This window comes from Rhizobium tropici CIAT 899 (assembly GCF_000330885.1).
GTDB lineage: Bacteria > Pseudomonadota > Alphaproteobacteria > Rhizobiales > Rhizobiaceae > Rhizobium > Rhizobium tropici.
Map to the genome: position 1 here is coordinate 175,001 of NC_020059.1, position 25,676 is coordinate 200,676.

General features: G+C 59.4%; 23 protein-coding genes, 1 tRNA gene and 2 rRNA genes (1 of these 26 cut by a window edge). 13 read left to right on the plus strand and 13 right to left on the minus strand.

Annotated elements, in window-relative coordinates:
• The 3 genes from RTCIAT899_RS00835 to RTCIAT899_RS00845 all read left to right on the plus strand — a co-directional run.
• A 23S ribosomal RNA gene (locus RTCIAT899_RS00835) occupies positions 1–2,069 on the plus strand (it extends 825 nt beyond the left edge of the window).
• 270 nt (positions 2,070–2,339) lie between these two features.
• Positions 2,340–2,454 (plus strand): 5S ribosomal RNA (gene rrf, locus RTCIAT899_RS00840).
• Positions 2,455–2,810: 356 nt separating this feature from the next.
• Positions 2,811–2,887: transfer RNA gene (locus RTCIAT899_RS00845), tRNA-Met, on the plus strand.
• 79 nt (positions 2,888–2,966) lie between these two features.
• Here RTCIAT899_RS00845 and RTCIAT899_RS00850 read toward each other — a convergent pair.
• From RTCIAT899_RS00850 to RTCIAT899_RS00865, 4 genes are read right to left on the minus strand one after another with little or no spacing between them, the layout of a single operon-like run.
• Positions 2,967–4,025 (minus strand): ABC transporter ATP-binding protein, encoded by a 1,059-nt coding sequence (locus RTCIAT899_RS00850; RefSeq protein ID WP_015338321.1) that lies wholly within the window; start codon positions 4,023–4,025, stop codon positions 2,967–2,969.
• Between the two features lie 6 nt (positions 4,026–4,031).
• Positions 4,032–4,820, minus strand: a complete 789-nt coding sequence (locus tag RTCIAT899_RS00855) for an ABC transporter permease (RefSeq protein ID WP_015338322.1) — start codon at positions 4,818–4,820, stop codon at positions 4,032–4,034.
• A 2-nt stretch (positions 4,821–4,822) separates the two neighbouring features.
• Positions 4,823–5,647, minus strand: a complete 825-nt coding sequence (locus RTCIAT899_RS00860; protein WP_015338323.1) for an ABC transporter permease — start codon at positions 5,645–5,647, stop codon at positions 4,823–4,825.
• 46 nt (positions 5,648–5,693) lie between these two features.
• Complete coding sequence (locus RTCIAT899_RS00865; RefSeq protein WP_015338324.1) at positions 5,694–6,731, minus strand: ABC transporter substrate-binding protein; 1,038 nt, start codon at positions 6,729–6,731, stop codon at positions 5,694–5,696.
• Between the two features lie 270 nt (positions 6,732–7,001).
• On the opposite strand from RTCIAT899_RS00865, the gene RTCIAT899_RS00870 reads away from it, so the two are divergent.
• From RTCIAT899_RS00870 to RTCIAT899_RS00890, 6 genes are all read left to right on the plus strand, one after another.
• The gene (locus tag RTCIAT899_RS00870; RefSeq protein ID WP_015338325.1) at positions 7,002–8,879 is read left to right on the plus strand and encodes an adenine deaminase; all 1,878 of its coding nucleotides are present in this window, start codon (positions 7,002–7,004) and stop codon (positions 8,877–8,879) included.
• A gap of 283 nt (positions 8,880–9,162) precedes the next feature.
• Entirely contained in the window at positions 9,163–9,960 is a 798-nt protein-coding gene (locus tag RTCIAT899_RS00875) for a sugar phosphate isomerase/epimerase family protein (RefSeq protein ID WP_244441430.1), read from the plus strand.
• 182 nt (positions 9,961–10,142) lie between these two features.
• Positions 10,143–10,292: a hypothetical protein gene (locus RTCIAT899_RS33455; protein ID WP_154660790.1), complete on the plus strand. Its 150-nt coding sequence runs from the start codon at positions 10,143–10,145 to the stop codon at positions 10,290–10,292.
• Positions 10,289–11,077, plus strand: coding sequence for an EAL domain-containing protein (locus tag RTCIAT899_RS00880; protein ID WP_015338327.1), 789 nt, complete (start codon positions 10,289–10,291; stop codon positions 11,075–11,077). The genes RTCIAT899_RS33455 and RTCIAT899_RS00880 overlap by 4 nt, the downstream gene beginning before the upstream one ends.
• 46 nt (positions 11,078–11,123) lie before the next feature.
• Complete coding sequence (locus RTCIAT899_RS00885) at positions 11,124–11,690, plus strand: helix-turn-helix domain-containing protein (RefSeq protein ID WP_015338328.1); 567 nt, start codon at positions 11,124–11,126, stop codon at positions 11,688–11,690.
• A gap of 191 nt (positions 11,691–11,881) precedes the next feature.
• A complete protein-coding gene (locus tag RTCIAT899_RS00890; RefSeq protein ID WP_051043247.1) occupies positions 11,882–12,325 on the plus strand; it encodes a Ros/MucR family transcriptional regulator in 444 nt (147 codons plus the stop codon).
• A 140-nt stretch (positions 12,326–12,465) separates the two neighbouring features.
• Here the strand turns inward: RTCIAT899_RS00890 and RTCIAT899_RS00895 are convergent, their stop codons facing one another.
• The gene (locus tag RTCIAT899_RS00895; protein WP_015338330.1) at positions 12,466–14,073 is read right to left on the minus strand and encodes an inorganic phosphate transporter; all 1,608 of its coding nucleotides are present in this window, start codon (positions 14,071–14,073) and stop codon (positions 12,466–12,468) included.
• Between the two features lie 239 nt (positions 14,074–14,312).
• Here RTCIAT899_RS00895 and RTCIAT899_RS00900 point away from each other — a divergent pair, with 239 nt between their 5' ends.
• Complete coding sequence (locus tag RTCIAT899_RS00900; RefSeq protein ID WP_015338331.1) at positions 14,313–14,621, plus strand: GCG_CRPN prefix-to-repeats domain-containing protein; 309 nt, start codon at positions 14,313–14,315, stop codon at positions 14,619–14,621.
• A 111-nt stretch (positions 14,622–14,732) separates the two neighbouring features.
• Here RTCIAT899_RS00900 and RTCIAT899_RS00905 read toward each other — a convergent pair whose 3' ends face one another.
• Genes RTCIAT899_RS00905 through RTCIAT899_RS00915 form a run of 3 tightly spaced genes read right to left on the minus strand, consistent with a single transcriptional unit; the run spans position 14,733 to position 16,350 of the window.
• Positions 14,733–15,353 carry a hypothetical protein gene (locus RTCIAT899_RS00905; RefSeq protein ID WP_015338332.1) on the minus strand — a complete coding sequence of 207 codons (621 nt, stop codon included), beginning with the start codon at positions 15,351–15,353 and terminating at the stop codon, positions 14,733–14,735.
• Positions 15,354–15,387: 34 nt separating this feature from the next.
• Complete coding sequence (locus RTCIAT899_RS00910) at positions 15,388–16,128, minus strand: CbtA family protein (protein ID WP_015338333.1); 741 nt, start codon at positions 16,126–16,128, stop codon at positions 15,388–15,390.
• Positions 16,129–16,140: 12 nt separating this feature from the next.
• Positions 16,141–16,350 (minus strand): CbtB domain-containing protein, encoded by a 210-nt coding sequence (locus RTCIAT899_RS00915; protein WP_015338334.1) that lies wholly within the window; start codon positions 16,348–16,350, stop codon positions 16,141–16,143.
• Between the two features lie 243 nt (positions 16,351–16,593).
• Between RTCIAT899_RS00915 and RTCIAT899_RS00920 the strand changes: the two genes are divergently transcribed.
• Positions 16,594–17,160 (plus strand): histidine phosphatase family protein, encoded by a 567-nt coding sequence (locus RTCIAT899_RS00920; RefSeq protein WP_015338335.1) that lies wholly within the window; start codon positions 16,594–16,596, stop codon positions 17,158–17,160.
• A 98-nt stretch (positions 17,161–17,258) separates the two neighbouring features.
• Here RTCIAT899_RS00920 and RTCIAT899_RS00925 read toward each other — a convergent pair whose 3' ends face one another.
• The 5 genes from RTCIAT899_RS00925 to cyoA form a co-directional block, all read right to left on the minus strand.
• Entirely contained in the window at positions 17,259–18,023 is a 765-nt protein-coding gene (locus tag RTCIAT899_RS00925) for an SURF1 family protein (protein ID WP_015338336.1), read from the minus strand.
• Positions 18,024–18,342: 319 nt separating this feature from the next.
• On the minus strand, positions 18,343–18,747 hold the full coding sequence (gene cyoD / locus RTCIAT899_RS00935) for a cytochrome o ubiquinol oxidase subunit IV (RefSeq protein WP_015338337.1): 405 nt from the start codon (positions 18,745–18,747) through the stop codon (positions 18,343–18,345).
• Positions 18,744–19,373 carry a cytochrome o ubiquinol oxidase subunit III gene (gene cyoC, locus RTCIAT899_RS00940; RefSeq protein WP_051043176.1) on the minus strand — a complete coding sequence of 210 codons (630 nt, stop codon included), beginning with the start codon at positions 19,371–19,373 and terminating at the stop codon, positions 18,744–18,746. The genes cyoD and cyoC overlap by 4 nt, the downstream gene beginning before the upstream one ends.
• Positions 19,374–19,377: 4 nt before the next feature.
• Positions 19,378–21,381 (minus strand): cytochrome o ubiquinol oxidase subunit I, encoded by a 2,004-nt coding sequence (gene cyoB, locus RTCIAT899_RS00945; RefSeq protein WP_015338339.1) that lies wholly within the window; start codon positions 21,379–21,381, stop codon positions 19,378–19,380.
• 47 nt (positions 21,382–21,428) lie between these two features.
• The gene (gene cyoA, locus RTCIAT899_RS00950) at positions 21,429–22,547 is read right to left on the minus strand and encodes a ubiquinol oxidase subunit II (RefSeq protein ID WP_015338340.1); all 1,119 of its coding nucleotides are present in this window, start codon (positions 22,545–22,547) and stop codon (positions 21,429–21,431) included.
• A gap of 392 nt (positions 22,548–22,939) precedes the next feature.
• Between cyoA and RTCIAT899_RS00955 the strand changes: the two genes are divergently transcribed.
• Positions 22,940–24,277 (plus strand): MFS transporter, encoded by a 1,338-nt coding sequence (locus tag RTCIAT899_RS00955; RefSeq protein WP_015338341.1) that lies wholly within the window; start codon positions 22,940–22,942, stop codon positions 24,275–24,277.
• Positions 24,278–24,549: 272 nt separating this feature from the next.
• The gene (locus tag RTCIAT899_RS00960) at positions 24,550–25,566 is read left to right on the plus strand and encodes an iron ABC transporter substrate-binding protein (RefSeq protein ID WP_015338342.1); all 1,017 of its coding nucleotides are present in this window, start codon (positions 24,550–24,552) and stop codon (positions 25,564–25,566) included.
• The last annotated feature ends 110 nt before the right edge of the window (positions 25,567–25,676 follow it).

The following is a 25,676-nucleotide window of genomic DNA, read 5'->3' on the forward strand; positions in this document are numbered from 1 at the left end:
CATGAGCAGGTTGAAGGTTGGGTAACACCAACTGGAGGACCGAACCCGCATCTGTTGCAATAGATTGGGATGACTTGTGGCTAGGGGTGAAAGGCCAATCAAACTCGGAAATAGCTGGTTCTCCGCGAAATCTATTTAGGTAGAGCGTCTGACGAATACCCCCGGGGGTAGAGCACTGGATGGGCTATGGGGACTCACCGTCTTACTGATCCTAACCAAACTCCGAATACCGGGGAGTACTATCAGGCAGACACACGGCGGGTGCTAACGTCCGTCGTGAAAAGGGCAACAACCCTAACCTCCAGCTAAGGTCCCCAAGTCATGGCTAAGTGGGAAAGGATGTGAGGATCCCAAAACAACCAGGATGTTGGCTTAGAAGCAGCCATCATTTAAAGAAAGCGTAACAGCTCACTGGTCTAGTCAAGGGTCTTTGCGCCGAAAATGTAACGGGGCTGAAGCCATGCACCGAAGCTGAGGATTCCTCTTTGAGGAGTGGTAGCGGAGCGTTCCGTAAGCTGATGAAGGGGTACCCGTGAGGGGCCCTGGAGGTATCGGAAGTGCGAATGTTGACATGAGTAACGATAAAGAGGGTGAGAGACCCTCTCGCCGAAAGACCAAGGGTTCCTGCTTAAAGTTAATCTGAGCAGGGTTAGCCGGCCCCTAAGACGAGGCGGACACGCGTAGTCGATGGGAACCACGTTAATATTCGTGGGCCTGGTGGTAGTGACGGATTGCTTAACTTGTTCACACTTATTGGATTGTGTGGGCGGGGACGCGGTTCCAGGAAATAGCTCCACCGTATAGACCGTACCCGAAACCGACACAGGTGGTCAGGTAGAGTATACCAAGGCGCTTGAGAGAACTATGTTGAAGGAACTCGGCAAATTGCACGCGTAACTTCGGAAGAAGCGTGACCCTTATATGCGCAAGCATGTGAGGGTGGCACAGACCAGGGGGTAGCGACTGTTTACCAAAAACACAGGGCTCTGCGAAGTCGCAAGACGACGTATAGGGTCTGACGCCTGCCCGGTGCTGGAAGGTTAAGAGGAGGGGTGCAAGCTCTGAATCGAAGCCCCAGTAAACGGCGGCCGTAACTATAACGGTCCTAAGGTAGCGAAATTCCTTGTCGGGTAAGTTCCGACCTGCACGAATGGCGTAACGACTTCCCCGCTGTCTCCAACATAGACTCAGTGAAATTGAATTCCCCGTGAAGATGCGGGGTTCCTGCGGTCAGACGGAAAGACCCCGTGCACCTTTACTATAGCTTTACACTGGCATTCGTGTCGGCATGTGTAGGATAGGTGGTAGGCTTTGAAGCAGGGACGCCAGTTCTTGTGGAGCCATCCTTGAAATACCACCCTTATCGTCATGGATGTCTAACCGCGGTCCGTTATCCGGATCCGGGACAGTGTATGGTGGGTAGTTTGACTGGGGCGGTCGCCTCCGAAAGAGTAACGGAGGCGCGCGATGGTGGGCTCAGACCGGTCGGAAATCGGTCGTCGAGTGCAATGGCATAAGCCCGCCTGACTGCGAGACTGACAAGTCGAGCAGAGACGAAAGTCGGTCATAGTGATCCGGTGGTCCCGTGTGGAAGGGCCATCGCTCAACGGATAAAAGGTACGCCGGGGATAACAGGCTGATGACCCCCAAGAGTCCATATCGACGGGGTTGTTTGGCACCTCGATGTCGGCTCATCGCATCCTGGGGCTGGAGCAGGTCCCAAGGGTTTGGCTGTTCGCCAATTAAAGCGGTACGTGAGCTGGGTTCAGAACGTCGTGAGACAGTTCGGTCCCTATCTGCCGTGGGTGTAGGAATATTGACAGGATCTGTCCCTAGTACGAGAGGACCGGGATGGACATATCTCTGGTGGACCTGTTGTCCTGCCAAGGGCATAGCAGGGTAGCTATATATGGAATGGATAACCGCTGAAGGCATCTAAGCGGGAAACCAACCTGGAAACGAGTGTTCCCTATCAGAGCCGTGGAAGACGACCACGTTGATAGGCCGGGTGTGGAAGTGCGGCAACGCATGAAGCTTACCGGTACTAATAGCTCGATTGGCTTGATCGTTCCCATTGCCAGTGCTCATCAAACAAGTTTGATGAGGCAATAGGATGTAGGCAGTAGGCAATAGTCGCCTCTGCGTAGCATCCAAGACGTGTTCAAATAAAAAAATCCAGCTTCTCAAAATGTCCATGCATAAGCATGAACAACAGGCCTCCGTATGGGCGGCTGATGTCCCCTTCGAGCGACGAGCGAGAAGGAAAGGCATATCAGCCCAGAAAGAGCAACTTGTTAGTCCATGCGTTCCGCATGGACTAACAAGTTGCGCTTTGCCGACCTGGTGGTTATGGCGGGGTGGCTGCACCCGTTCCCTTTCCGAACACGGCCGTGAAACGCCCCTGCGCCCATGGTACTTCGTCTTAAGACGCGGGAGAGTAGGTCGCTGCCAGGTCTGCCAAACGCAACTCAGGCTAAATCGATGAAATCGATTTATGCCTCCGGGCTAAATTGCCAAGCAATTTATGCCTCCACGCTAAACCGCTTCAGCGGTTTATGCGTCACAAAATCTTCTCGTCACACTCTGAAATACGGCCAAGCCGTGTTACAATAGGCCGCTAACGCGGCCTTTGTCGCTTCTGAAAACAGATGTTCAAGGTGGGTTAACCCCGAAAAGGTACCCGCCTAACACGAGACAAATCCTGCGGATTTGCTCGGATGACGCAAGTTGGTAAACCAACTTGCTGTGGTGAGACAAACTCTGCGAGTTTGCTCACGCGCGATAAACCGCTCTGCGGTTTACGCTGGTGACGCGGGGTGGAGCAGCCCGGTAGCTCGTCAGGCTCATAACCTGAAGGCCGCAGGTTCAAATCCTGCCCCCGCAACCAAACTTTCCAATCACAAAGATCAGATATCCAGCGCGCGAAGCCTCAGCTTCAATCGCGATGCTAGACCAGCGGGTGCCTCTTATCCTTCGGGCTCCAGAATACAGCATTGCTCCGGCACCGGCGCGAGCACCGCGCTGCTTCCAGCAGCCATCGGCTCCGACAAGGCGCCATTGGCGACGATAGTGCCGGCCGCCGTCTCACATTGATATTGATAGGCGCGGCCGAGATAAGTGCGTGTTCCCAGAACCGCAGGCAAGCCGTTGCCTTCGCGCCGAACCGAAAGCCCATCCGCGCGGCAGCCGAGAACAAAACTGTCCGGAATCGGCCCGAAATCATCCTGCGATAGAATGATCCTTGCGCCGCCTGTGACCTCGGCTGTGATGGAGGCGTCTTGGCGCTCGACGACCTTCAACGGCAGCAGGTTTTCGAAGCCGACAAAACGGGCGACGAAGCTGTTGGCGGGCTTGCGGTAGAGGGTCTCGGGCGTGTCGAGCTGCATGATGCGGCCGGCATTCATGATGGCGACGCGATCGGAGATCGAGAAGGCTTCCTCCTGATCGTGCGTCACGTAGAGCGAGGTCGTGCCGTTGGCGCGCTGCAGCTGGCGGATCCCGACGCGCATGTCGATCCGGAGCTTCGCATCGAGATTGGAAAGCGGCTCGTCGAACATCAGGAGCGGCGGCTCGATGACGAGGGCGCGCGCCAGCGCGACACGCTGCTTCTGGCCGCCGGAAAGTGCTAGAGGCAAGCGGTCGCCGAGGCCGGAAAGACCGACACGCTCCAGCATGGCGGTGGCCTTTTGCCTGCGCTCTTGCGTCGGCATGCGGCGCTGCTTGAGGCCGAAGGCGACATTCTCGAGCACCGTCAGATGCGGAAAGAGCGCATAGTTCTGGAATACCAGGCCGATATCTCTGGCGTGCGCCGGCAGCGTCGTTAGATCGCGATCGCCGAGCTTGATCGTGCCGCTCGTCGGCTGCAGGAAGCCGGCAACGAGCCGCAGCGTCGTCGTCTTGCCGCAGCCGCTCGAGCCGAGCAGCGAGACGAGCTCGCCGGCCGCGACGGAAAGCGAAAGATCCTGCAGGACGGCGGTCTTGCCGTAATGAGCACTGATGGAGTTGATGGAGAGCGATACGGTCACGAGCGGCTACTTTGTCAGGAAGGTGAGGCCCAGGGTGACTTCGACGATCGCCATCACGGCGACGGTCACGAGCATCAAGAGCACGGAAACCGAGGCGATGGTCGGGTCGAAGAACTGCTCCATATGGGCAAGAATCTGGATCGGAAGGGTGGAGATGCCTGGGCCTGTCAGGAAGACAGAGACCGAGACATCGTTGATCGAGGTGATGAAAGCAAGAATGAAGGCGGCAATGACACCGGCTCGGATATTCGGCAGCACCACGGTCAGAAACGTCTTCAGGGGCGGGCAGCCGAGGCTGATCGCGGCTTCCTCGATCGAGAAATCGAAACTTGCGAGGCTGGCGCTGACGACGCGCACCGAATAGGGCAGCACCAGCAGTGCATGGCCGATCAGGAGGCTCGGGAAGATCGGCAGCCCGAGCCCGATGGTGATCGATTTCATCAGCGAGAAGCCGAAGACGATTTCCGGAACGAGGATCGGCAGCACGAAGAGCGTCGAAAGCCAGCGCGGCAGCTCGACCCTGTAGCGGCTGATGGCGTAGGCCGCTGGAATGCCGATCAGCAGCGAAAGTGCCGTTCCGAGGAAAGCGAGCTCCAGGCTGGTGATTGCCGTCGTGCGGAAGGCTTGGACCTGAAAGATGTTTGAGAACCAGTGTAGCGTCAGGCCCTGCGGCGGGAAGGTGAGATAGGTCGTGTCGCTGAAGGCGGCGCCGATGATGATGACGAGCGGCGCCAGTAGGAACAGGAAGACAAGGGCCGTGAAAGCGATGAGCGCGGGATGGACCGTTCTTGCCATGGTCATACCGCCATCGGGTTCAGCCGTCGTGCGAGACGACTCATGATTGCGACAATACCGATCGTGACCACCACCATGATGGCCGCGATCGTCGAGGCGCCGACCCAGTCGAAGGTGACCATGGCGCGCTGATAGAGAAACGTGCCCATCATCATCTGCTTTTCGCCGCCGAGCAGCTGCGGCGTGGCATAGGAGGTGAAGCTGCCGGTGAAAACCAGCACCGCGCCGACGATGAGGCCGGGTGTTGCGAGCGGCAGGATGACCTGGCGAAAGGTCGCGGCCGGCGTCGCGCCGAGCGAAGTGGCCGCCTGAATAAGATCCTGCGGTATGCCCTCGAGCACGCCGACGAGCGTCAGGATCATCAAAGGCACGAAGAGATAGACCATCGCGACGATGACCGAGCCTTCGGTATAGAGCATCGAGAGCGGCTCGCTGATGATACCAATCGACAGGAGAATAGTGTTGAGAATGCCGTTCTTGCCAAGAATGATCAGCCAGGCAAAGGAGCGCACGACAACGCCGGTCAACAGCGGAAAGACGGCGGCGATGATCATCACGCTCTTGGCGCGGCCCGGCATCTGCGCGATCACATAGGCGGCGATGAAGCCGATAAGCAGCGAGATTGCCGTCGTAACGAGAGCAACCTCAATTGTCCTGAAGAGTACAGTTCGGCGAAAACCGCTGGAGAAGAAAGCGACATAGGGGGAAAACACCCCCTTGGGTTCGCCGAAGGTCGCCGCGATTGTAATGACAACGGGAACGAGCAGGAAGAGCGTTACGGCGAGGATCGCCGGCGTCGCCAAACCCCATTTCATCAAATGCTTCATCAACTAAATTCCGTGAGAACGCCGCGGGAGTGTGCGGCATGCCCTGTTACATGCTGAAGATTTCGTTCCAGCGATCGACCCAGTCCGATTGCGCTTCGATCAGCTTCTGATAGTCGATCCGGCTGAGCTTGGCGATCATCTCGGCGCCGTAGGTCCAGAGCTTGGCCTTTTCCGGTGGCAGCGCCACCTTGGTCGAGACCGGGGCATCGACGCCCTGTTCGGCTTCCGCCTGCTGAACATCCTTCGACAGGACGAAGTTGATGAACTGGTGCGCAAGCTCGACATTTTCCGAGCCCTTCGGAATATTGACCGTGTTGAGGACGGCGATATCGCCCTCTTTCAGGTTAGCCCAGGCCATCGTCGGGACGGCCGCGCGCAGGGATGACAGAACGAAGTCCTGCGTTATCGCCACCTTGGCCTCGCCTGTCGAGATCAGGTTCACCAGCTCGGAGCCGGTATTGTAATTCTTGACGACATTCGGCTTCAGCGCCTCGATGGCCTCAAACGCCTTGCCGGCATCGGCATAGGGATCGGCGCCTGCATGCTTGCCGGCTTGGAGCACCGTCAGCGGCCCACCCGTCGTGGTGATGCCGGGAAGCGAAACTGCACCCTTCAGGTCGTCGCGCCACAGATCGTTCCAGGAGGTGATCGGCGGGTTCACCTTCGCCGTATCGTAGACGATGCCAATGCGGCCGATCGTGTAGGCGGGGCCGTAATTGCCTTGCGGCGCCTTGGCGATATCGTAGAGATCGGCAAGGTTCGGGATCTTGCTGCGGTCGACTTCCTGGAAGAGACCCTGCTGGATGCCGAGCTGCGAATAGCTGTCCGTGAGATAGATGACGTCGACGCCCTTGCCGCCGCGCAGCTTCAGCTTGTTCAAGCGATCGGCATTGTTGCCGGTTTCGAAAACCACATCGCAGTCGCAGATCTTCTTGAAAGGCTCGATGATGTTGGCCTGCATCTTCTCGCCATTATAACCCCACCAGGAAACGGTCAGCGTTTTTGCCTGGGCGAAGGCCGGCATGGCTGTTGCCGCGGCAAGGAAAGCAAATCCCGCGACGCGGGCAAGGGAGAGGCCTTTCATTCTCGAAATCCTTTTGGTGAGTGAAATCGGGCATATGTTTCAAGCTTCTAGGATACTATTTTTCGAGCACTGGCTTTACAAGCCCAACAAATGGGCAGGGTAGTGGTTTTTGCCTTTCATAAGATGAATATCCTTTGTCGTCGTGCACAATGCTGGCTTATTGAAGTGCCTGAGATCATTAGGCTCCCCTGACTCGATTCGATCGGCTTTACAGGCTCGTGCGTCGTCTTTACCCTCGGCTGACCGATTTCACTGGCAGGCATGCGTCTCATGACATCCCCGAAAACAAAGCTTCCCGACGATCTGCTGATCAATGCGGCGGACGACGTGTTGATCCGTCAGGATCTGACGTTGACCGCGCTCGGCCGCCGGCCGGCAGATCGCCTGCTGCGCGTCGGCAGGCTTTTGGATGTGCATAGCCGCAGCTGGCTGGAGGATCAGGAAATCGTCATCAAGGGCCGGCGGATCGCCTATGTCGGTCCGGCCGGCAGTTATCAGGGCGAGGTGAGCGTGCGCATGCACGAGCCGCATCTCGCAGCGGTTCCCGGTTTCGGCGAGGCGCACAAGCATATCGAGAGCTCGCATCTGACGCCGGAATGGGAAGCGGCCTTGGTCATGCCGCATGGCGTCACCTGGACTTGTGAAGCGAGCCACGAATTCTCCAACGTCAATGGCGCCCGCAATCTGGAATTCTGGCTCGAGGCCCGCCGCCGCGGCTCGCCGATGAAGATATTCCCCCTGCCGGGATCGGCCGTTCCGCCGACCGCTTACGAATGGGGCGGCGGTCATTTCGGCTATGACGAGCAGAAGTCGTTTCTGAGTGAAAGCCTGATGGTCGCGGGTCTCGACGAGGTCATGGACTGGCCTTCGGTCAGCAATCCGGAGAATCCGGCTTACGATCGTCTCTGGGGCATGATCAGGGCCACCTTCGAGCAGCGCGGAGTGGTCGAAGGTCATGGCGCCGGCCTGCGTGATCTGCCGTCGATCAATGCCTTTGCCGGCGCCGGCCTCGCTTCCGATCACGAAGGCTGGTTCCTCGACGAGATCTGGGAAAAGCTGACGCATGGCCTGTTCATCGAGCTCCGGCCGCATTCCCTACCCGAGGTCATCAAGGGCCTGATCGAGAAAAGCCTGTCCGACTGGTCGCAGATCGCCTTCGTCACCGACGATCGCAGCGCCAGCGATACGCTGAAGATGGGTGCGACGGATTATAATGTCCGCCTGGCAATCGAGAACGGGCTGGCGCCGGAAATCGCCATTCAATGCGTGACGATCAATCCCGCTCGCCACATGCGCCTGACTCCTTGGGTCGGCTCGATAGCGCCCGGCCGCTTTGCCGATATCGTGTTGCTGGACGATGTGAAGACACTGTCGATCGCCAAGGTCTGGGCGGATGGCAGGCCGGCATCCGAAGGCAAAGCCTTCGTCGGTGTTCGCCCCGAGATCGACTGGCCGGATTGGGCAACGCGGACGGTCCGCATTGATCGGACCGTCACGGCAGAGGATTTTCGCATTGCCGCCCCGTCGGATGCGGCGACGGCCAAGGCTGCGCTGCTGCGGCCGTTCCACTGGGCCGATGATTTCATCACCATGGATCTGCCGGTCCGCGAGGGCGCCGTTGAGCGCGATCATGAACGCAACGTCACGAAATTCGCCATCGTCGATCGTTTTTCCGGCGAGGCCAAGGTCGCGCGCATGTTCTGGCTGGGCACGGGGCCGCGCACGCCGGATACCGCGCTCGGCGCCACGCTCGGTCACGATAAGCACAATATCTGGGTGGTCGGCTCCTCCGATGAAGCCATGGCGCTGGTCGCCAATGCCCTTAACGAGCAGCAGGGCGGCTGGGTGCTGGTCTCGGGCGGCAGGATTCTCGCCCGTGTCCGCTACGAAGTCGGCGGCCTGATGACCGCACGCTCGGCCGAGGAGCTGGATGCGGAGATGCAGGCGCTCTATAAGGCCGGCGCCGGGATCGACTGGATGTATGAGCCGACCTTTTCGCCGCGCTGGTGGCCGGGCTTTCCCGAACGGCTTTCCTTTGCAACGCTCACCTGCGCGCCCTGGCGCTGGGTGCTGGTCGCTCCCTCCGAAAGGGCGCCGGAAGGTTTCGTCAATGTCGCGACCGGCGAAACTCACCCGATCGTCTGGTAGGGATATCCGTGCAGCTTACATCGAATATCCGCCCTTGCTCCATGGTAGGTCGATGAGACCGCCTCGCAAGATAGAGCTGCAATCTGCGCTTGACGGCGGAAGTCAGCTTCTTAATTATCCATCCGGTTACTTATGTCGCGCGGTAAGCTGTGAAGGCTGGACGTGCTCATTGGCACGTTGAGCGCGGTAGCTGGCAAACAGGGCGGAGGAGGTTCTGGTGATAGCACTTGATAGCGAGAGGCCGCGAATAATATCGGCATTTTCTACTCTGGGGTGTGCGGAATTGGAGCTGGTCGACGCCCTCGAACTGGCGGGAAACCACGGCATCGATGCGATAGAAATCCGAGCCCTTGGGAGCACCATCGATCTCGTCGCCTATTTCACGGAGAGATACGGCTCTCCCGCAAGCCTGGCCAAAGTGCTCGAAGGCTCTGCCGTAGGCGTCTGCGCCTTCAATACTTCGCTGCGGCTGGTCGATGCGACAGCCCACGCAAAGGAAGAGTTCCTGCGCTACCTTCCTTGGGCGGAGGCCGCCGGCGTTCGTTCGCTCAGGGTCTTCGACGGCGGGGAAACTGCCGATGAGGGCGAACTGACCGAGGCGCTCGCCACGTTGCAATGGTGGCGTGAGGTCGCGGTGCGCGAAGGCTTTCGTGCCGATATGGTCATCGAAACCCATGACTTCCTTGCATTGCCGGACGCCATCCCGCGCTTCCTTGAAATAGCCCCAGATTGCGCGCTCATATGGGATACACATCACACTTGGCGCAAGGGCGGGCAGGATCCCGTCGAAACCTGGAAACAGGTTCGTCGCAATACGCACCATCTCCATGTCAAGGACAGCGTTTCCCGGCCGGGGCCCAAGCTACCCTATAGTTATGTACAGCCCGGCACCGGCGAGTTCCCGATGGCGGCGCTGCGTTCGGCGCTCGAAGCCGATGGCTATGACGGCATCATGAGCCTGGAATGGGAAAGATTGTGGCACAAGGATTTGCCACCTTTAGGTTTGGCTTTGCAGTCTGCGCTGCGAAGTGGCTGGTGGTCCCGCCCCAAATCTGGTGGTCCCGCCCCAAATGGTGAATAATTGTTGAAGAGCATTCATATTTTAATTTAGTTGAAAGGAAGAGTGCTGCGCGGAGATTGACTTTTGCAGTGATCGATAATTAGTCTATTAGCAATTATTAAATAACTATCTCGTACGCATATCCTCGCCGGTTGACTACGGTCTTCGGCGCAATATTTCCAGCTCGATGAAGGGAAGCCTCAATGATTGAGGTCGAGGGTGTCTGGAAGATGGAAGAGGCAGATTATAGCTATCTGAAGTCCCATGTTTGGGCGCGATATGCGCCGCGCTCGGCTGCTGCTTCCGGCTTCCCGATGCTTTGCCGCTTCGCCCCCGAAAGGCAGATCCGATGAACGGTAATGCAAGCCGCGAGGAAGAGGGGCATGGAGCCCGGATCTTGAAGGCGATCGCCGCGGGAGGGCTGGGGTTTGCCGCACAGTGGATTCACGATGCTGCACATACCGGCAAGACGTTCTATGCCGAAAGCCTGGCGCGCGTAACGGACTCGGACGGAACCGTGCATACGGCCGGCACCTTCGTTTCGCTCCTTGAACGCCAGGATCGCTGGTTCGACCTAGATCTGCGTATTCTGGATATGGTGCTGTCCGACCTGGCTGCGGATGAGACGCTGGTTCTCGGTTTCAATCTCTCCGCCACCAGCCTCTCGCGTTCGGATCGGTTTGCCGATGTGTTCGGCCGGATCAGCCACCGCCCGGAGCTTGCCTCGCGGCTCATCATTGAGGTCACCGAGAGCTATCCCGTCGTCGGCGCATCCATCGAACGCATGAAGATGATCCGTGCTCTCGGTTGTCGCATCGCGATCGATGATTTCGGGTCTGGGTTTGCCACGCCGGCATCGTTGCTGCAGGTGCCGGCAGATATCGTCAAGATCGATGCAGCCTTTGTCTGGGATAACAGGCCCGGGCGCGACGGAAGCGATAGTCTCTCCCACATCGTCGGTTTTGCATCCTGTTTCGCTCCTTTTGTCGTCGTCGAGGGGATTGAAACCGGCTCTCAACTCAATGTCGCGCAGGAGGCGGGTGCAACGCATGTCCAGGGTTTCCTGCTTTCGAGGCCGGTTTCCCTGGCGCGGCTTCGACGTCATAAGCGCAAAGCTGTCTTGCGGGGGGTGGCATGAACAGTTGCGCACCGGAGCCTGTCGTTCTCGCTCTGCAGGTGATGCCATGATGCAGCGACTGGCTTTCACATCGGCCTATCACATATCGGCAGCGCGCGCGGCGAGCGAGCTCAGGACGAAGACATTGCTGCGCGCCCTGGTCAGCCGGCTTCGCATCGTCTTCTCCGGAAGCGGCGGTGAGCTGTCCGCCACTTTCGTCGGCGGAGCGGGCCCGCATGTCCTCATTTGCGATCAGGCCGCCGAGGCGGTGGGCCGCGTGACCATCGATGCCGAGACGGGTCTCCATGTCTTGTGTGAACTTAGCGGTCGTGCCGATGATGTCATCATCGTGACCGCAAGTGAAAATCGATTGCTCGAGGAGATTGCTCTCCATCTTGACGATGGCCAATCATTGCACGAGCCCGTGGATGCCGCCGTCAAAACACTGGTCGGCCAGACGATGGAGGATGTCGAGCGCAAGCTCATTCTCCAGACTCTGCAGCATTGCGGCGGAGATCCCACTCACACGGCGTTCATGCTTGGCATGCCGCTCGTCACCCTTTGTAACAAGCTGGCGGTCTACTTCGCGGACCCTGCCGACGAACTGCCGCAGTCTGCTGCGGATACGAGATAGGAGGCGAAAGCCACCGGCTGAAATTGCGTACGCATTTGATGCGGACGCATTGAGCCCCGGTTATCGAACCGGGACAGCGCCCCGAAACAGGGCGCAAATCGAAACGGTGCGATGTCCGTCCGCGGGTATGGCACATGATGCAATTCGAGCGGGGCGGCGCACGAGGAACCAATGAGATCCGGGAAAAGATCATGGATTCTTTCGAGACAAAAACCCCCGCTCCGCCGAAGCCTTCCTTGTTCGATGGCTGCGTGAAGATCGTTTCGGCCTATGTCAGTCACAATGCCGTCCCCATCCACAGCCTTCCGAGACTGATCAAGGACATCCATGAGGTGTTGCAAACATTGGACGGGTCGGCTGCCATCGTCGATCGCGCCAATCTGGTCCCGGCTGTGGATTTGAAGAAATCGGTGACGAACGATTACATCGTCTGCCTCGAAGACGGCAAACGCTTCAAGACGCTGAAGCGTCATTTGCGCGTGCATTATGGCATGACGCCCGAGGAGTACAGGCAGAAGTGGGGGCTTGCCCCCAACTACCCGATGGTGGCGCAGAATTATGCCAATCGTCGTTCGGAGCTTGCCAAGATTTCCGGCCTCGGTGCGAACGGCAACAAGAGGGAAACCGTCGACTGAGCAATTTCGGAACAGGCGTTTCGCACGCGCTTGACTGGCGCCGCTTGTGCGCATTGTGAGAATTCGTCCGCGCAATGCTGCAAACAAAATGGCGCCCTCGTCAGGGCGCCATCGTCTTTGGGAATAGTCTCCGCCATCGGTCAGAAGACCTGGCGCAGCACGATGAACAGCACGAAGGCCAGTGTGATCGAAGCTGGCAGCGTCAGGATCCAGGCCATCAGCATGTTGCGCACCGTCGACCACTGCAGGCCGGAACCGTTTGCCGCCATGGTGCCGGCGACGCCGGAGGACAGGACGTGCGTAGTCGACACCGGCAGGCCGAGATGGTCGGCAGCACCGATGGTCAGCATGGCGACGACTTCGGCGGCAGCACCCTGGCCGTAGGTCAGGTGCGTCTTGCCGATCTTTTCGCCGACGGTGACGACGATGCGTTTCCAGCCGACCATGGTGCCAAGGCCGAGCGCCAGCGCCACGGCAACCTTCACCCAGAGCGGGATGAACTTGGTCGCGTGATCGACGGCGGCGTGATAGTTGGTCACGGCCTTCAGGTCCTCGGCGCTCATCGGTAGCAGCTTCTGCTTGTCGATCAATTTCAGCGATTCACCGATCAGATAGATATCGTTACGGACGTTGCCGACGAGCCCGTTCGGCAGCTTCTCGACGCTTGGATAGGCCGCGATCTCGGCGCTCGTGGCATGAATATATGCTTGGAGAGCCGGCGTCGTCGCGTCCGTCCAGGTCTTGGTCTTGACGGCGCTGCTGACGGTGGCCTTCGGATCGGCCGGTGCGGCAACGCCCGGCTTCACATATTTGCCGAGTACCGTCTCGACTTGCGTCGAGGCGGCTTTATAGGCTTCGAGATAGTTCACGTCGGGCGTCTTATTCAGCGCGAAGGCAGTCGGTACGAGGCCGATGAGGATGAGCATGATCAGACCCATGCCCTTCTGGCCGTCATTCGAGCCATGGGCGAAGCTGACGCCGGTGCAGGTGAAGATCAGCAGGCCGCGGATCCAGAGCGGAGGCGGCGTGTTGCCCTTCGGCGCCTCATAAAGCTCCTTATTGCGGATCAGCACCTTGGCGACCAGCAGCAATATTGCAGCTGCGGCAAAGCCGATGATCGGCGAGAGCAACAGTGACATGCCGACGCTGCTTGCCTGCGACCAGTCGACACCGCTGGTGGCGGAACCGGCGGGTGCCAGGAACTGGTTGGCGAGGCCGACGCCGATGATCGAGCCGACAAGTGTATGTGAGCTCGAGGCCGGCAGGCCGAGATACCAGGTGCCGAGATTCCAGATGATGGCGGCGGTCAACAGGGCGAAGACCATCGCGAGACCGGAGCCGGAGCCGACCTGCAGGATGAGCTCGACCGGAAGCAGCGCCAGGATGCCGAAGGCGACGGCGCCGGAAGACGTCAAAACACCGAGGAAGTTGAAGAAGCCCGACCAGATGACGGCGAACTCCGCTGGCAGCGAGCGCGTGTAGATGACGGTGGCAACGGCGTTGGCCGTGTCATGGAAGCCGTTGACGAATTCGAAGCCGAGCGCGATCAGCAGCGCCAGCCCGAGCAATATCCACGGAACTGCGGCGGCCTCTGCAAGATCGCTGCCGAGAGCGTAGGCGACGTAGACGAGGCCGGCCAGGACGACGATGCCGAAGAGTGGCAGAAACCATTTTGCCGAGCTGCCTGCGCCATGAATCGGATGGTCGGCATTGCCGCCTTCCGCATTGTTTGAAACGAGGTCGACCATCCCGAACTCCCTTATTGCAATGGATATTGCCGGTGTAAGCCTCGTTCATGAAACTCTCGTGACGCGGGAACAGGCTGCGGCGAACTGCAAATGCGGCAGTGCCTGGCCCGTTCGACTGCCGGCAGGTTCTCGGGCTGATCTTGATTTTGCCGCCAAAAGGCCATTTTCGGTTCAGCCGGCGTTCATACCTTCGGGGGTTAAATCCCCCATGTAAGGGACTTGGATAGAGGGCCATTAATATGAGATCGTCCGTGATTGCCATTGCTGCCTTGTTCGGCAGCCTGGTTGTATCTTCGGCAGAGGCAATGCCTATCCCGGCCGTTGGGTCAACGGCCTCAGTGCCGATTGTGAAAGTTGACTATGCCTGCGGCCGTGGCTGGCACCTGACGCGCTGGGGCGAATGCCGCCCCAATCGCTGGGGTCCGCCGCCCCGGCGCTGGGGTTACTACAGGCCGCCACCGCCGCCGCCATGGGGCTGGCACGGCCATCGCCATCATCGCGATGGCTGGGGCGACGGCCGCTGGCGCGATCGTCCGCACTACTGGTAAGATCAGAAGCACCGCCGCATCTTGCGGCGGTGTCTTGTTGAGGGCAGTTCCGATAAATGCGCAGCGGTTCTGCGTCCGGAATCGCGAAAAAACAAAAAGATAGAACGGTTCTTAAGGCTGAGCTTGCGGCCGAAACGCGCGCGCTCCGAACCAGAGTCCCGCAAGAACGAGTAGGCCGGCCGACAAGATCACAGCAAGGCTTTTCCTATGAATCACGATATCGGCAAGCCTTGGCCGGATGAGATCGGCCGTATTGAAGCTCTCGCCGCTGAATTTGCACAGGATGAGCGAGAGGCTGTTGCGCACAAGTTCCGTGTCGATGTCGGAGACGAGATCGTCGACCGATGCCTTCTCCACTTTCATGACGCGCATCTGCAGCAGCACCGCCTTCGCTGCGGCGAGGTAGGCGTGGGAGCATTCGTTGAACGGGCTTTCCTCGTCGCTGACGCTGCCCGGCATCAGGCCCCATAGGCAATAAGCGCGCTGGATCTGCGCGAAGTTCAAGAGACGGCGGAAGGTTTCGTCGGTATCCGATACGCTCTCGGCAATCGAGATGATCCGCCCGTAATAGGGAGCGATCACTGCCATCTCGCCATGGGTAAGACTGGGAATCGGGATGCCAGCCTGGCTGCCGGAGGAACCGCCATGCGCCGCAACCGAAACCGGCCAGCCCGACAGCATGAGAAAGATTGCAAGCAGGATGGCACCTGGATGTTGGCGTGCCCCGCGCATGTTGCCATGCGCGGGATGCGATCTACTTATCACGCTAGGCCCGGCGCAGGCCGGCATTGCGGTAGCTTGTCTGGGGGAGCTGGCGTTCTGCCCAGGCTCCAAAGGCAAGGCCGAGCGTCGTCCAGAGAATGGCATGCATGCCGAGCGAAGTGATGCGGAAGCGCCAGAGGACGACGGCCGAGAATTGCTCGGGCACTTCATTGATTGAGGGAAGCAGATATTGGATCAGCGCGATGAAGACGATGTAGCCGATGCCGGCAATGATCGCACCGTTCCAGGAACCATAACGCACCGCCAGCCTGCGTGCGAAGCCCACCGCGACAATCATGCCGACGATGGAGGCAACGATCATGATGAAGAACAGTTCTGTTCTCGCTCCGATCGTCTCAGGATTGCCGACGGCCGGCGGGTTCGCCGGATATTTGATGTCGGGCACGAGAGAAATCGTCACGAAAGCGGCGAGCGCGAGCAACGCCGCCGTGCCGCGCGCACCCAAGGGGCTGATGCGGCCGTAGACGAACGAGAAGACCAGCGCGAACAATCCGCCTATTGCGGTCGAAAAGATCACGCTGCCCGTGAAAAGGCCGATGCCAGCCTGCGTGGCGCGGCTGACGATTTCCGGTTCCGGCGCTTCGCCGGCTGCCTGCGCGGCCTTTTCCTCAAAGCCGATGGCCCAGTCGACCAGCGGTTCGCCGAAGATGTGGGCGAAGGCAAAAACGAAAATACCGGCAAAGGCCCCGACGATCATGCCGCGGAGCAAAAGACGTCCAACCATGTGCTTGACCCCTTAGTGGCAGGGGAAGCCGAGCAGGTGACGGGCGTCATGCACGAACTCGTGCACATACATGCCCGAGATGAGCGAGGTCGCGCCTTCTTCTGCGCCGATGAAATAGATCGCGAGCAGCATCAGAAGGCCGGCGAAAATGGCCCAGGGCAGGATTTGGCCGAGCGGGATCGGCTGCGGAACTGCGGATGGGGCAAAAGTGGTGTCGGACATTGTATTTCCCTCGTTAAGAAAAGCGCGTTCCATTTGCGGAAGGGTTCTTGCGGGAAGGGTCTGGCTCTCGAGGGCGAAGTTTCCGTCATCGATTACAGTGGCGCGACCGCGCCGGGATTCCACCGGCTTCCACACCCGCAAGTGCAAGTTTATAGCTATCTGCAAATATGATTGTCAATCAAGCGCCACAGCGATGTGAAATCGCGACAAGAGCGCGCCAGGGGATGGAAATAGAGGAGTTTCATGAAAACGCGTTTGAGCTGGATTTGTCATGGGGCGACGCGAGCCCATCGGAACGGCTGCTTTCCGGATGACGAACCCTTGGAGGCGAAGGCGGCTCAGCAGGCTCAATCCTTGTCCTTCGGGCTCGGGGCAATCGACCGGGTCTGGGCCAGCCCGGCTTTGCGCGCCCGCCAGACCGCCGCCGTCCTCGGTCTCGATGCTATCCCGGACGTTGCCTTGCGCGAATGCGATTATGGCGACTGGCGCGGGCAATCCCTTGCCGAACTGCATGAAAGGGACGCGGATTCCCTAACGCTCTGGATGACGGATACCTCGGTCGCCCCGCATGGCGGCGAAGCCCTGTCCTCGGTCATGAAGCGTGTCGGCGAATGGATGGGCAATCACATCGACGATACCGGCCATATCGTTGTCATCACCCATGCGAGCGTCATTCGTGCTGCCGTTCTGCAAGCCTTGCAGTCGCCGCCCGCAGCATTCTGGGCTGTTGATGTCGAGCCGTTCGGGATTGTCGAGATGACGAGCGACGGTCGGCGCTGGCAGCTTCGTTTCCCGAAGATGACAATATAGAGCGGCGCCGGGAAGTGTATGGAGGAGTATGGTGTCCGGAACTGCGCGAAAACGCAGGGCAGAGCGCTCACTCTTCTGCAGCGGAAATGCTCCGGTGCTCAGCGGGTGGCTTTTGCCCGCTGCCGCTCGAAATAGACGAGATAGACGGCCAGGCTCAATGTCATGGCAGCCAGTCCATACCAGGTGATGGCATAGACGAGATGGCTGTTGTGGAAGGTAATTTGCGTCAGCCCGCCCACGGGCAATCCACCTGGATTTTTCGCATCGTCAGCATCGATGAAATAGGGCGCCACGTTCTGCAACCCGCGGGCTTCCGCAATGGCTGCCACGTCGCGTGAATACCAGCGCTCCTCCGCCGGCACGTTCGAACGGAGCAGCGTGCCTTTAGGCTCGCTGATCCGCAGCAGGCCGGTCACCGTCGTCTCTCCGGAAAGCTCGCCTTCGGCGCGCGTCGCCGGATTGCGCTTCTCTGTGGGAACGAAGCCGCGGTTGACGATGATGATCGTGCCGTCTGCAAGCTTCAGCGGTGTCAGCACCCAATAGCCCGCGCCGAGTGCCGTCGAGGCATAGACCTGCGCTTGCCTGTCGTTGAGGAAGGTGCCGCTTGCCTGGACATGCTTGTATTCGGAGTTTTCGGCCGTGATATCGGCCGATTGCACCGAGCCGGGTGCCTGAACCGCCGGCGCATGCACGCGCGCATCGACCCTGGCGATCAGATCCAGCTTCCAGTGCAGCCGCTTCACCTGCCAGGTGCCGAGCCCGATGAGGAGGGCGGTCAAAAGCAGAAGCAGCGTTACCCATATGACGAGAGTAACTGTCGAGCGCGGCTTGCCCTGAGATGTGTTCGAGGTGAGGTCGGTCATGGCGCTGGTCTCCGGAGACGAGGGAATCGCATATGAAGCAGGGCGCTGCCGCACACCCCTTCTCCCCAGCGGGGAGAAGGTGCCGTCAGGCGGATGAGGGGATGCCTGCCGCGAGTACGAAAATCATGAATTCAAGCCGGAAAGCCCCCTCATCCGACCCTGCGGGCCACCTTCTCTCCGCTGGGGAGAAGGAGTTTCCGGTGCCGATCCGCACCATATGCAATAGCCTTGGCCTCTTGGGAGCGCACCGCGCGGCGTCCGGCGGAATTTTCGCGCCGGGAAGAGGGCGGGCCTTCGCCTGAAGGCCCGCCGCTCGATCTTATGGCATGTTGCGCATCATCTCGGGCGACATGGGCATCATGTTCGCATTGAGGTGATGCATGACCCAGAGCGAGCCGGACAGCGCGATGATGACGATCACGATCGTAAAGATCAGCGCCATCATGTTCCAGCCGCCTTCCGAGCGGGTGTTCATGTGCAGGAAGTAGATCATGTGCACGACGATCTGGATAGCACCGAGGATCATGACGATCGCTCCGGTGATGGCCGGATCGGAGATGACCTTGCCCATGACCAGCCAGAAGGGGATCGCGGTCAGGATGACGGAGAGGATGAACCCCGTCATATAGCTCTTGAAGGTGCCGTGCGCCGCCTCATGGCTGCCATGGTGATCGTGGCCGTGGGCGTCGCCGGAATGATGCGAATGGTTTGCGTTCGAGCTCATCCGAGAACTCCCATGAGGTAGACGAGGGAAAACACGCCGATCCAGACGACGTCGAGGAAGTGCCAGAACATCGAAAGGCACATCAGGCGGCGCTTGTTTTCCGGGATCAGGCCGTAGCGGCCGACCTGCACCATCAGCGTGATCAGCCAGACGATACCGGTGGTGACGTGCAGACCGTGCGTGCCGACCAGCGTGAAGAAGGCCGACAGGAAGGCGCTGCGCTGCGGGCCGGCGCCGTCGAGGATCAGGTGATAGAACTCATAGAGTTCGAAGAAGATGAAGAGGGCGCCGAAGATGCCGGTGATCGTCAGCCACATCAGGGTGCCCGACTTGTTGTCCTTCTCCATCGCCAGCATGGCGAAGCCATAGGTGATGGAGGAGAAGAGCAGCATCGCCGTATTGAGGGCGACGAGCGGCAGCTCGAAGAGGTCGGCCGGAGAGGGGCCGGCCGCATAGTTGTGGCCGAGTACGGCGAAGGTGGCGAAGAGGACTGCGAAGATCAGGCAGTCGCTCATGATGTAGATCCAGAAGCCCAGCATGGTGCTGCCTTCCGGATGATGCTCCTCCTTCAGATAGAAGGCGGGTGTTTCGCCGTCCATGGGAGCTTGTGCAGAGTGGGTCGTCATAGTCTTACACCTGTCCTGCGAGCTGCTTCGTACGCTCGTTCTCGGTCTTGACGACCTCGTCGGCGGGAATGTGGTAGTCGCGCTTGTAGTTGAAGGTATGGCCGATCGTAATGACGATCATCGCGACGAAGGTGATGGCGGCGAGCCACCACATGTACCAGATCATCCCGAATGCAAAGCCGATGGAGAGAACGCCGAGGATGATGCCGGTGCCGGTGTTCTTCGGCATGTGGATCGGAATGAAGCCTTCGGTCGGCCTGACGTAGCCACGGTTCTTCATGTCCCACCACGCGTCGTGATCGTAGACGATCGGCGTGAACGCGAAGTTGTAGGCCGGTGGCGGCGACGAGGTGGACCATTCCAGCGTGCGGCCGCCCCAGGGGTCGCCCGTATGATCGCGAAGCTCTTCGCGCTTCATGAAGCTGACGGCGAGCTGGATGAGGAAGCAGGCGATGCCGATGGCGATGAGGCCGGCGCCGAAGGCCGCAATGATGAACCAGATCTGCAGCGATGGATCGTCGAACTGGCTGACACGGCGGGTGACGCCCATCAGGCCGAGGATATAGAGCGGCATGAAGGCGAACCAGAAGCCAATCTGCCAGAACCAGAAGCTCATCTTGCCCCAGAAGGGGTCGAGCTTGAAGCCGAAGGCCTTCGGGAACCAGTAGTTGACGCCCGCGAACATGCCGAACAGAACGCCGCCGATGATCACGTTATGGAAATGGGCGATCAGGAACAGCGAGTTGTGCAGCACGAAGTCGGCCGGCGGAACCGCGAGCATGACGCCGGTCATGCCGCCGATGGTGAAGGTCACCATGAAACCGACGGTCCATAGCATCGGCGGCTCGTAGCGGATGCGGCCGTGGTACATCGTGAACAGCCAGTTGAACAGCTTCGCACCCGTCGGGATCGAAATGATCATCGTCGTGATGCCGAAGAAGGAGTTGACGCTGGCGCCCGAGCCCATGGTGAAGAAGTGGTGCAGCCAGACGAGGTAGGAGAGGATCATGATCACGCAGGTGGCGTAAACCATCGAGGCGTAGCCGAAGAGGCGCTTGCCGCAGAAGGTGGCGACGACTTCCGAGAAGACGCCGAAGGCCGGCAGGATCAGGATGTAGACTTCCGGGTGGCCCCAGATCCAGATGAGGTTGACATACATCATCGGATTGCCGCCGAGGTCGTTCGTGAAGAAGTTCGTGCCGGCATAGCGGTCGAGGGTCAGCAAAACGAGCGTGGCGGTCAGAATCGGGAAGGACGCAACGATCAGGATGTTGGTGCAGAGCGACGTCCAAGTGAAGACGGGCATCTTCATGAAGGTCATGCCCGGCGCGCGCATCTTGACGATGGTGGCGATCAGGTTGATGCCCGAAAGCGTCGTTCCGATACCCGCGACCTGCAGGCCCCAGATGTAATAGTCGACCCCGACGTCGGGACTATAGGCGATGCCGGAAAGCGGCGGATAGGCCAGCCAGCCGGTCTTGGCGAATTCGCCAATGAAGAGCGAGATCATGATCACGATCGCGCCTGCCGTCGTCATCCAGAACGAAAAATTGTTCAGGAACGGGAAGGAAACGTCGCGGGCGCCGATCTGCAGCGGCACGACGAGGTTCATCAGGCCGGTGACGAAGGGCATCGCCACGAAGAAGATCATGATGACGCCATGCGCCGTGAAGATCTGGTCGTAGTGATGCGGCGGCAGGTAGCCTTCGGATCCGTTGAAGGCGATCGCCTGCTGTAGGCGCATCAGCAGCGCGTCGGAAAAACCGCGCAGCAGCATGATCAGCGCCAGCACGACATACATGATGCCGATCTTCTTGTGATCGATGCTGGTGAACCATTCCTTCCAGAGATAGCCCCAGAGCCGGAAATAGGTGAGCAGGCCGAGGAGCGCGATACCACCGATGGCGACGCCGAGGAAGGTCACGACGAGGATCGGCTCGTGATACGGGATCGAATCGAGCGTCAGCCGACCGAAGATGAATTTGTAGAGGTCCGGGTTGGAAAACATGGATTGCCTCTGTCCCTTATGAATGTCTTGTTATTGAGCGCACCGGATCAATGACCCTGATGCTGCGCCGAACCGGTCGACGAATCGGAAGAAGAGCCGTTGCCCATATCCATGCCCGGCATGGAGTTGTCGCCATGCTGCATGGTGTGGCCGGCGCCGCCGTCTGCCTTGACCGGCGTGACCTCGGCCGAGGCGCCATCGCGGTTGTCATAGATCAGGCGCTCGCGGTTTTCGTGGCTTTCCTTGCCGCCGCCGCCCTTGGCGTCGATATGCATCATCTCGCTCATGCACATCTTGCTCGGATCGGCGCACATGTTGAGGATGGCATTGTAGAGCCCGTCGTCGACGGCATTGAAGTAGCGCACCGGCTCGCGTTCGCTGGGCTTGGCAAGCGCCAGATATTCCGGGCGGCCGAGCGCCGTGCCCTGGCTCTTGGCCCTCTGGACCCATTGATCGAAACCGGCCTGATCCAAACCGTGGAACTTGAAGCGCATGTTCGAGAAGCCGGCGCCGCTGTAGTTGGCCGACAGGCCCTGGAATTCGCCGGGATGGTTGATGACGGCGTGAAGCTTCGTCTCCATGCCTGGCATCGCATAGATCTGGCCAGCCAGCGCCGGAATGAAGAAGGAGTTCATGACGGCCGAGGCCGTGATCTTGAAATTGATCGGACGGTCGACCGGAGCTGCCATCTCGTTGACGGTGGCGATGCCGTATTCCGGATAGAAGAAGAGCCATTTCCAGTCGAGCGCCACCACTTCGACCGTCAGCGGCTTCACGTCGGCGCTGAGCGGCTTGTCGGCGGCGATGCGGTCGAGAGGCCGATAGGGGTCGAGCTGATGGGTGCTGATCCAGGTCACCGCGCCGAGCGCGATGATGATCGCAAGCGGAGCGGACCAGATGACCAGCTCCAGACGCGTCGAATGATGCCAATCCGGCTCGTAGGTCGCTTGCGTGTTCGACTGGCGGTATCTCCAGGCGAAGAACAGCGTCAGGAAGATCACCGGAATGATGATGATCAGCATCAGCACGACCGAAATAATGATGAGGTCTCGCTGCTGCATGGCGATATCGCCGGAAGGATCCATCACCACCAGATTGCAGCCCGACAGCAGCAAAAACAGTGGGATGACAGACAAACGGCTGAAAATCTTCGATAGTCTTAGCACGTCTTAAAGCTCTTTTTGTTTCGACCCTACCGCGACTAAAGGACGGCGGTCATGAACGATATGAGGTGTTTCGTCGCACCGCAGCAAGATAGAGTGCATTGCGGTATGGAATGCTGTCCCACGTATCGGGAAAACCCTCAGAAATCCAGAAGGTTTTCTATTAAGCAATTCGCTTTTGCCGGCGCTAATATACCCGGATCGGAACAAATGGCTATCACCGGCGGTTGTTCTTCGTCCGGAACGCGGCGCCAAAGGCAGATAATGGCTCGACTGATTGCTAATTTGCGAATTATTTCATGCTGGATACTTGATATGTTCGCACGTTTGATCGACATTTTCATTACGCGCGAGTTCGTGGAGGAATTCGTGCTCGGAGAGGGAGGCTCCCGCGCATGGTCAGCGTAACGCATGAATCACTGAACCCCACATCTTCAACTCTGGAGAGCGATGCCCGCAGCATGCATGCGGGCGGCTCGGTCGCCCCCGGCAACATCGCCATCGGCGTGATCATTGGTCGCACGTCGGAATTCTTCGATTTCTTCGTCTATGCCATTGCATCGGTACTGGTCTTCCCGAAGCTGATCTTCCCCTTCGCCGACCCGCTGCATGGCACGATGCTTTCCTTCCTGGTCTTCGCGCTTGCTTTCATCGCCCGTCCGATCGGTTCGTTCATCTTCATGGCGATCGATCGCACCTATGGCCGTGGCGTCAAGCTGACGATCGCCCTGTTTCTGCTCGGCGGATCCACGGCATCCATGAGCTTCCTGCCCGGCTATAACGAAGTCGGCGTCTACGCGATCATCCTGCTTGCCATCTTCCGCATCGGGCAGGGGCTTGCGCTGGGCGGTGCCTGGGATGGTCTTGCTTCGCTCCTCGCGCTCAATGCCCCGACGAACCATCGTGGCTGGTATGCGATGATCCCGCAGCTCGGCGCCCCGATTGGCTTTATGCTGGCAAGCGCTCTGTTTGCCTATTTCGTCACGAGCCTCACGACGGCAGATTTCCTCGAGTGGGGCTGGCGCTATCCCTTCTTCTGCGCCTTCGCCGTCAACGTCGTTGCGCTGTTCGCCCGCCTGCGTCTGGTGGCGACAGAGGAATTCGGCACGCTCTTGGAGCGCCATGAGCTCGAGCCCGTGAAGATGACGGAGCTGCTGCGCGTGCATGGCCGCGACGTCCTGATCGGCGCCTTCGTGCCGCTGGCAAGCTTTGCGACCTTTCATCTGGTCACGGTTTTCCCGCTGGGCTGGGTTACGCTCTACAGCGAGCAGAGTTCGGGTTCGTTCTTGCTGGTGGAATTCCTCGGCGCGATCTGCGGCATTCTCGGCATCATCTGTTCCGGTATGCTCGCCGATCGGATCGGCCGTCGCAATCAGCTCGCCATCGGCGCGGTGTTGATCGCCTGCTTCGCTTTCGTGGCACCCTGGCTGCTCGATGGCGGCGCGACCGGCCGCCACATCTACGTGATTCTCGGCTTCACGCTGCTCGGCCTCTCCTTCGGTCAGGCCGCCGGCGCTAGTGCTTCGCGCTTCAGCCAGAACTACCGCTACAGCGGCTCGGCCCTTGTGTCGGATCTGTCCTGGCTGATCGGCGCCGGCTTCGCGCCATTCGTGGCGCTTGCCCTCTCCAGCCAGTTCGGCCTTGTCTATACCAGCCTCTATCTGCTGTCGGGCGTCGTCTGCACGCTGGTCGCAATCTTCTTCAGCAAGACGCTGGAGACGCGAGACAACTGAGACGATCTTCGAATTCAGCGAAAGGCCGCGGCATGCAGATGTCGCGGCCTTTTTCGTTCAGGCCGGCGCCATGCGATCGGCGGTGCAGTGCCTATTGCCCCACAAAGGCTGCGCCGGCCGGAAGCCGTCGCAAGCTATCCGTCAAAACTTGACTCTCTTCTCAAACTTTTGTGATAACGAGACCCAAGTGTAAACTTGAAAAAAACGGTCAGGAAAAATATAGGCTACCGCATCGCTGCCCGATGATGGTGGCTTCCAAGCGAGAGGACTTAATGACTTTTTCCTTTTCTCATCTCACCAGCGCGCTGGCGCTTGCCGCAGGTCTTGCCGTCGCTCCGATGATGGCGCATGCCGCCGAATCCGATGGCATCGTCGTCTACAATGCCCAGCATGAGACGCTGACGCAGGCATGGGCGGATGGCTTCACCAAGGAAACCGGCATCAAGGTCACGATCCGCAACGGCAGCGACATGCAGTTCGCCAACCAGATCGTCCAGGAAGGCGCTGCCTCTCCCGCCGACGTTTATCTGACGGAAAATTCGCCGGGCATGGCACTGGTCGATGCCAACAAGCTCTTCGCTCCGGTCGATGCCGCGACACTCGCCCAGGTGCCGGAAACCTTCAAGGCAGCCGATGGCAACTGGGTCGGCGTCGCCGCCCGGTCCACCGTTTTCGCCTATGACAAGACCAAGCTGAAGGAAGCCGATCTGCCGAAATCGCTCCTCGATCTCGCCGATCCCAAGTGGAAGGGCCGTTGGGGCGCTTCGCCGGCCGGCGCCGATTTCCAGGCGATCGTCAGCGCGCTGCTTGAGCTGAAGGGCGAGGACGCAACCCGCGCCTGGCTGAAGGCGATGAAGGAAAATGCGAGCTTCTACAAGGGCAACAGCGTCGCGATGAAGGCCGTCAATGCCGGCGAGACCGAAGGCGCTGTCATCTATCACTATTACTGGTTCGGCGATCAGGCCAAGACCGGCGAAAACAGCAAGAATGTCTCGCTGCACTATTTCAAGAACCAGGATCCGGGTGCCTTCGTCAGCATTTCCGGCGGCGGCGTTCTGGCGTCCAGCCAGCACCAGAAGGAAGCACAGGCTTTCCTGAAGTGGATCACCGGCAAGGGCGGCCAGGCCGTTCTGCGTGATGGCAACTCGTTTGAATATGCCGTCGGCAATGGCGAGGCTTCCAATCCGAAGCTCGTGCCGCTCTCCGACCTCCAGGCTCCGAAAGTCGAGCCATCGAAGCTGAACAGCAAGAAGGTCACCGACCTGATGACGGAGGCAGGTCTTATCTAACGCAAAAGCCCGCGCGCGAGCACGTTTCGCGGGCTTTCGCGTGGGCTCGGCTCTTGCATCCCGTCCGCATGCCCTGCTAGGGCATACGAATGGCCGCAGGGTCGATCGAT

Excerpts from the sequence above, each read along its gene's own strand:
- RTCIAT899_RS00855 (WP_015338322.1), bottom strand. The coding sequence starts at position 4,820 with ATGGCAAGAACGGTCCATCCCGCGCTCATCGCTTTCACGGCCCTTGTC.
- RTCIAT899_RS00860 (WP_015338323.1), bottom strand. The coding sequence starts at position 5,647 with ATGAAGCATTTGATGAAATGGGGTTTGGCGACGCCGGCGATCCTCGCC.
- RTCIAT899_RS00865 (WP_015338324.1), bottom strand. The coding sequence starts at position 6,731 with ATGAAAGGCCTCTCCCTTGCCCGCGTCGCGGGATTTGCTTTCCTTGCC.
- RTCIAT899_RS00870 (WP_015338325.1), top strand. The coding sequence starts at position 7,002 with ATGACATCCCCGAAAACAAAGCTTCCCGACGATCTGCTGATCAATGCG.
- RTCIAT899_RS33455 (WP_154660790.1), top strand. The coding sequence starts at position 10,143 with ATGATTGAGGTCGAGGGTGTCTGGAAGATGGAAGAGGCAGATTATAGC.
- RTCIAT899_RS00880 (WP_015338327.1), top strand. The coding sequence starts at position 10,289 with ATGAACGGTAATGCAAGCCGCGAGGAAGAGGGGCATGGAGCCCGGATC.
- RTCIAT899_RS00885 (WP_015338328.1), top strand. The coding sequence starts at position 11,124 with ATGATGCAGCGACTGGCTTTCACATCGGCCTATCACATATCGGCAGCG.
- RTCIAT899_RS00890 (WP_051043247.1), top strand. The coding sequence starts at position 11,882 with ATGGATTCTTTCGAGACAAAAACCCCCGCTCCGCCGAAGCCTTCCTTG.
- RTCIAT899_RS00895 (WP_015338330.1), bottom strand. The coding sequence starts at position 14,073 with ATGGTCGACCTCGTTTCAAACAATGCGGAAGGCGGCAATGCCGACCAT.
- RTCIAT899_RS00900 (WP_015338331.1), top strand. The coding sequence starts at position 14,313 with ATGAGATCGTCCGTGATTGCCATTGCTGCCTTGTTCGGCAGCCTGGTT.
- RTCIAT899_RS00905 (WP_015338332.1), bottom strand. The coding sequence starts at position 15,353 with ATGCGCGGGGCACGCCAACATCCAGGTGCCATCCTGCTTGCAATCTTT.
- RTCIAT899_RS00910 (WP_015338333.1), bottom strand. The coding sequence starts at position 16,128 with ATGGTTGGACGTCTTTTGCTCCGCGGCATGATCGTCGGGGCCTTTGCC.
- RTCIAT899_RS00915 (WP_015338334.1), bottom strand. The coding sequence starts at position 16,350 with ATGTCCGACACCACTTTTGCCCCATCCGCAGTTCCGCAGCCGATCCCG.
- RTCIAT899_RS00920 (WP_015338335.1), top strand. The coding sequence starts at position 16,594 with ATGAAAACGCGTTTGAGCTGGATTTGTCATGGGGCGACGCGAGCCCAT.
- RTCIAT899_RS00925 (WP_015338336.1), bottom strand. The coding sequence starts at position 18,023 with ATGACCGACCTCACCTCGAACACATCTCAGGGCAAGCCGCGCTCGACA.
- cyoD (WP_015338337.1), bottom strand. The coding sequence starts at position 18,747 with ATGAGCTCGAACGCAAACCATTCGCATCATTCCGGCGACGCCCACGGC.
- cyoC (WP_051043176.1), bottom strand. The coding sequence starts at position 19,373 with ATGACGACCCACTCTGCACAAGCTCCCATGGACGGCGAAACACCCGCC.
- cyoB (WP_015338339.1), bottom strand. The coding sequence starts at position 21,381 with ATGTTTTCCAACCCGGACCTCTACAAATTCATCTTCGGTCGGCTGACG.
- RTCIAT899_RS00955 (WP_015338341.1), top strand. The coding sequence starts at position 22,940 with ATGGTCAGCGTAACGCATGAATCACTGAACCCCACATCTTCAACTCTG.
- RTCIAT899_RS00960 (WP_015338342.1), top strand. The coding sequence starts at position 24,550 with ATGACTTTTTCCTTTTCTCATCTCACCAGCGCGCTGGCGCTTGCCGCA.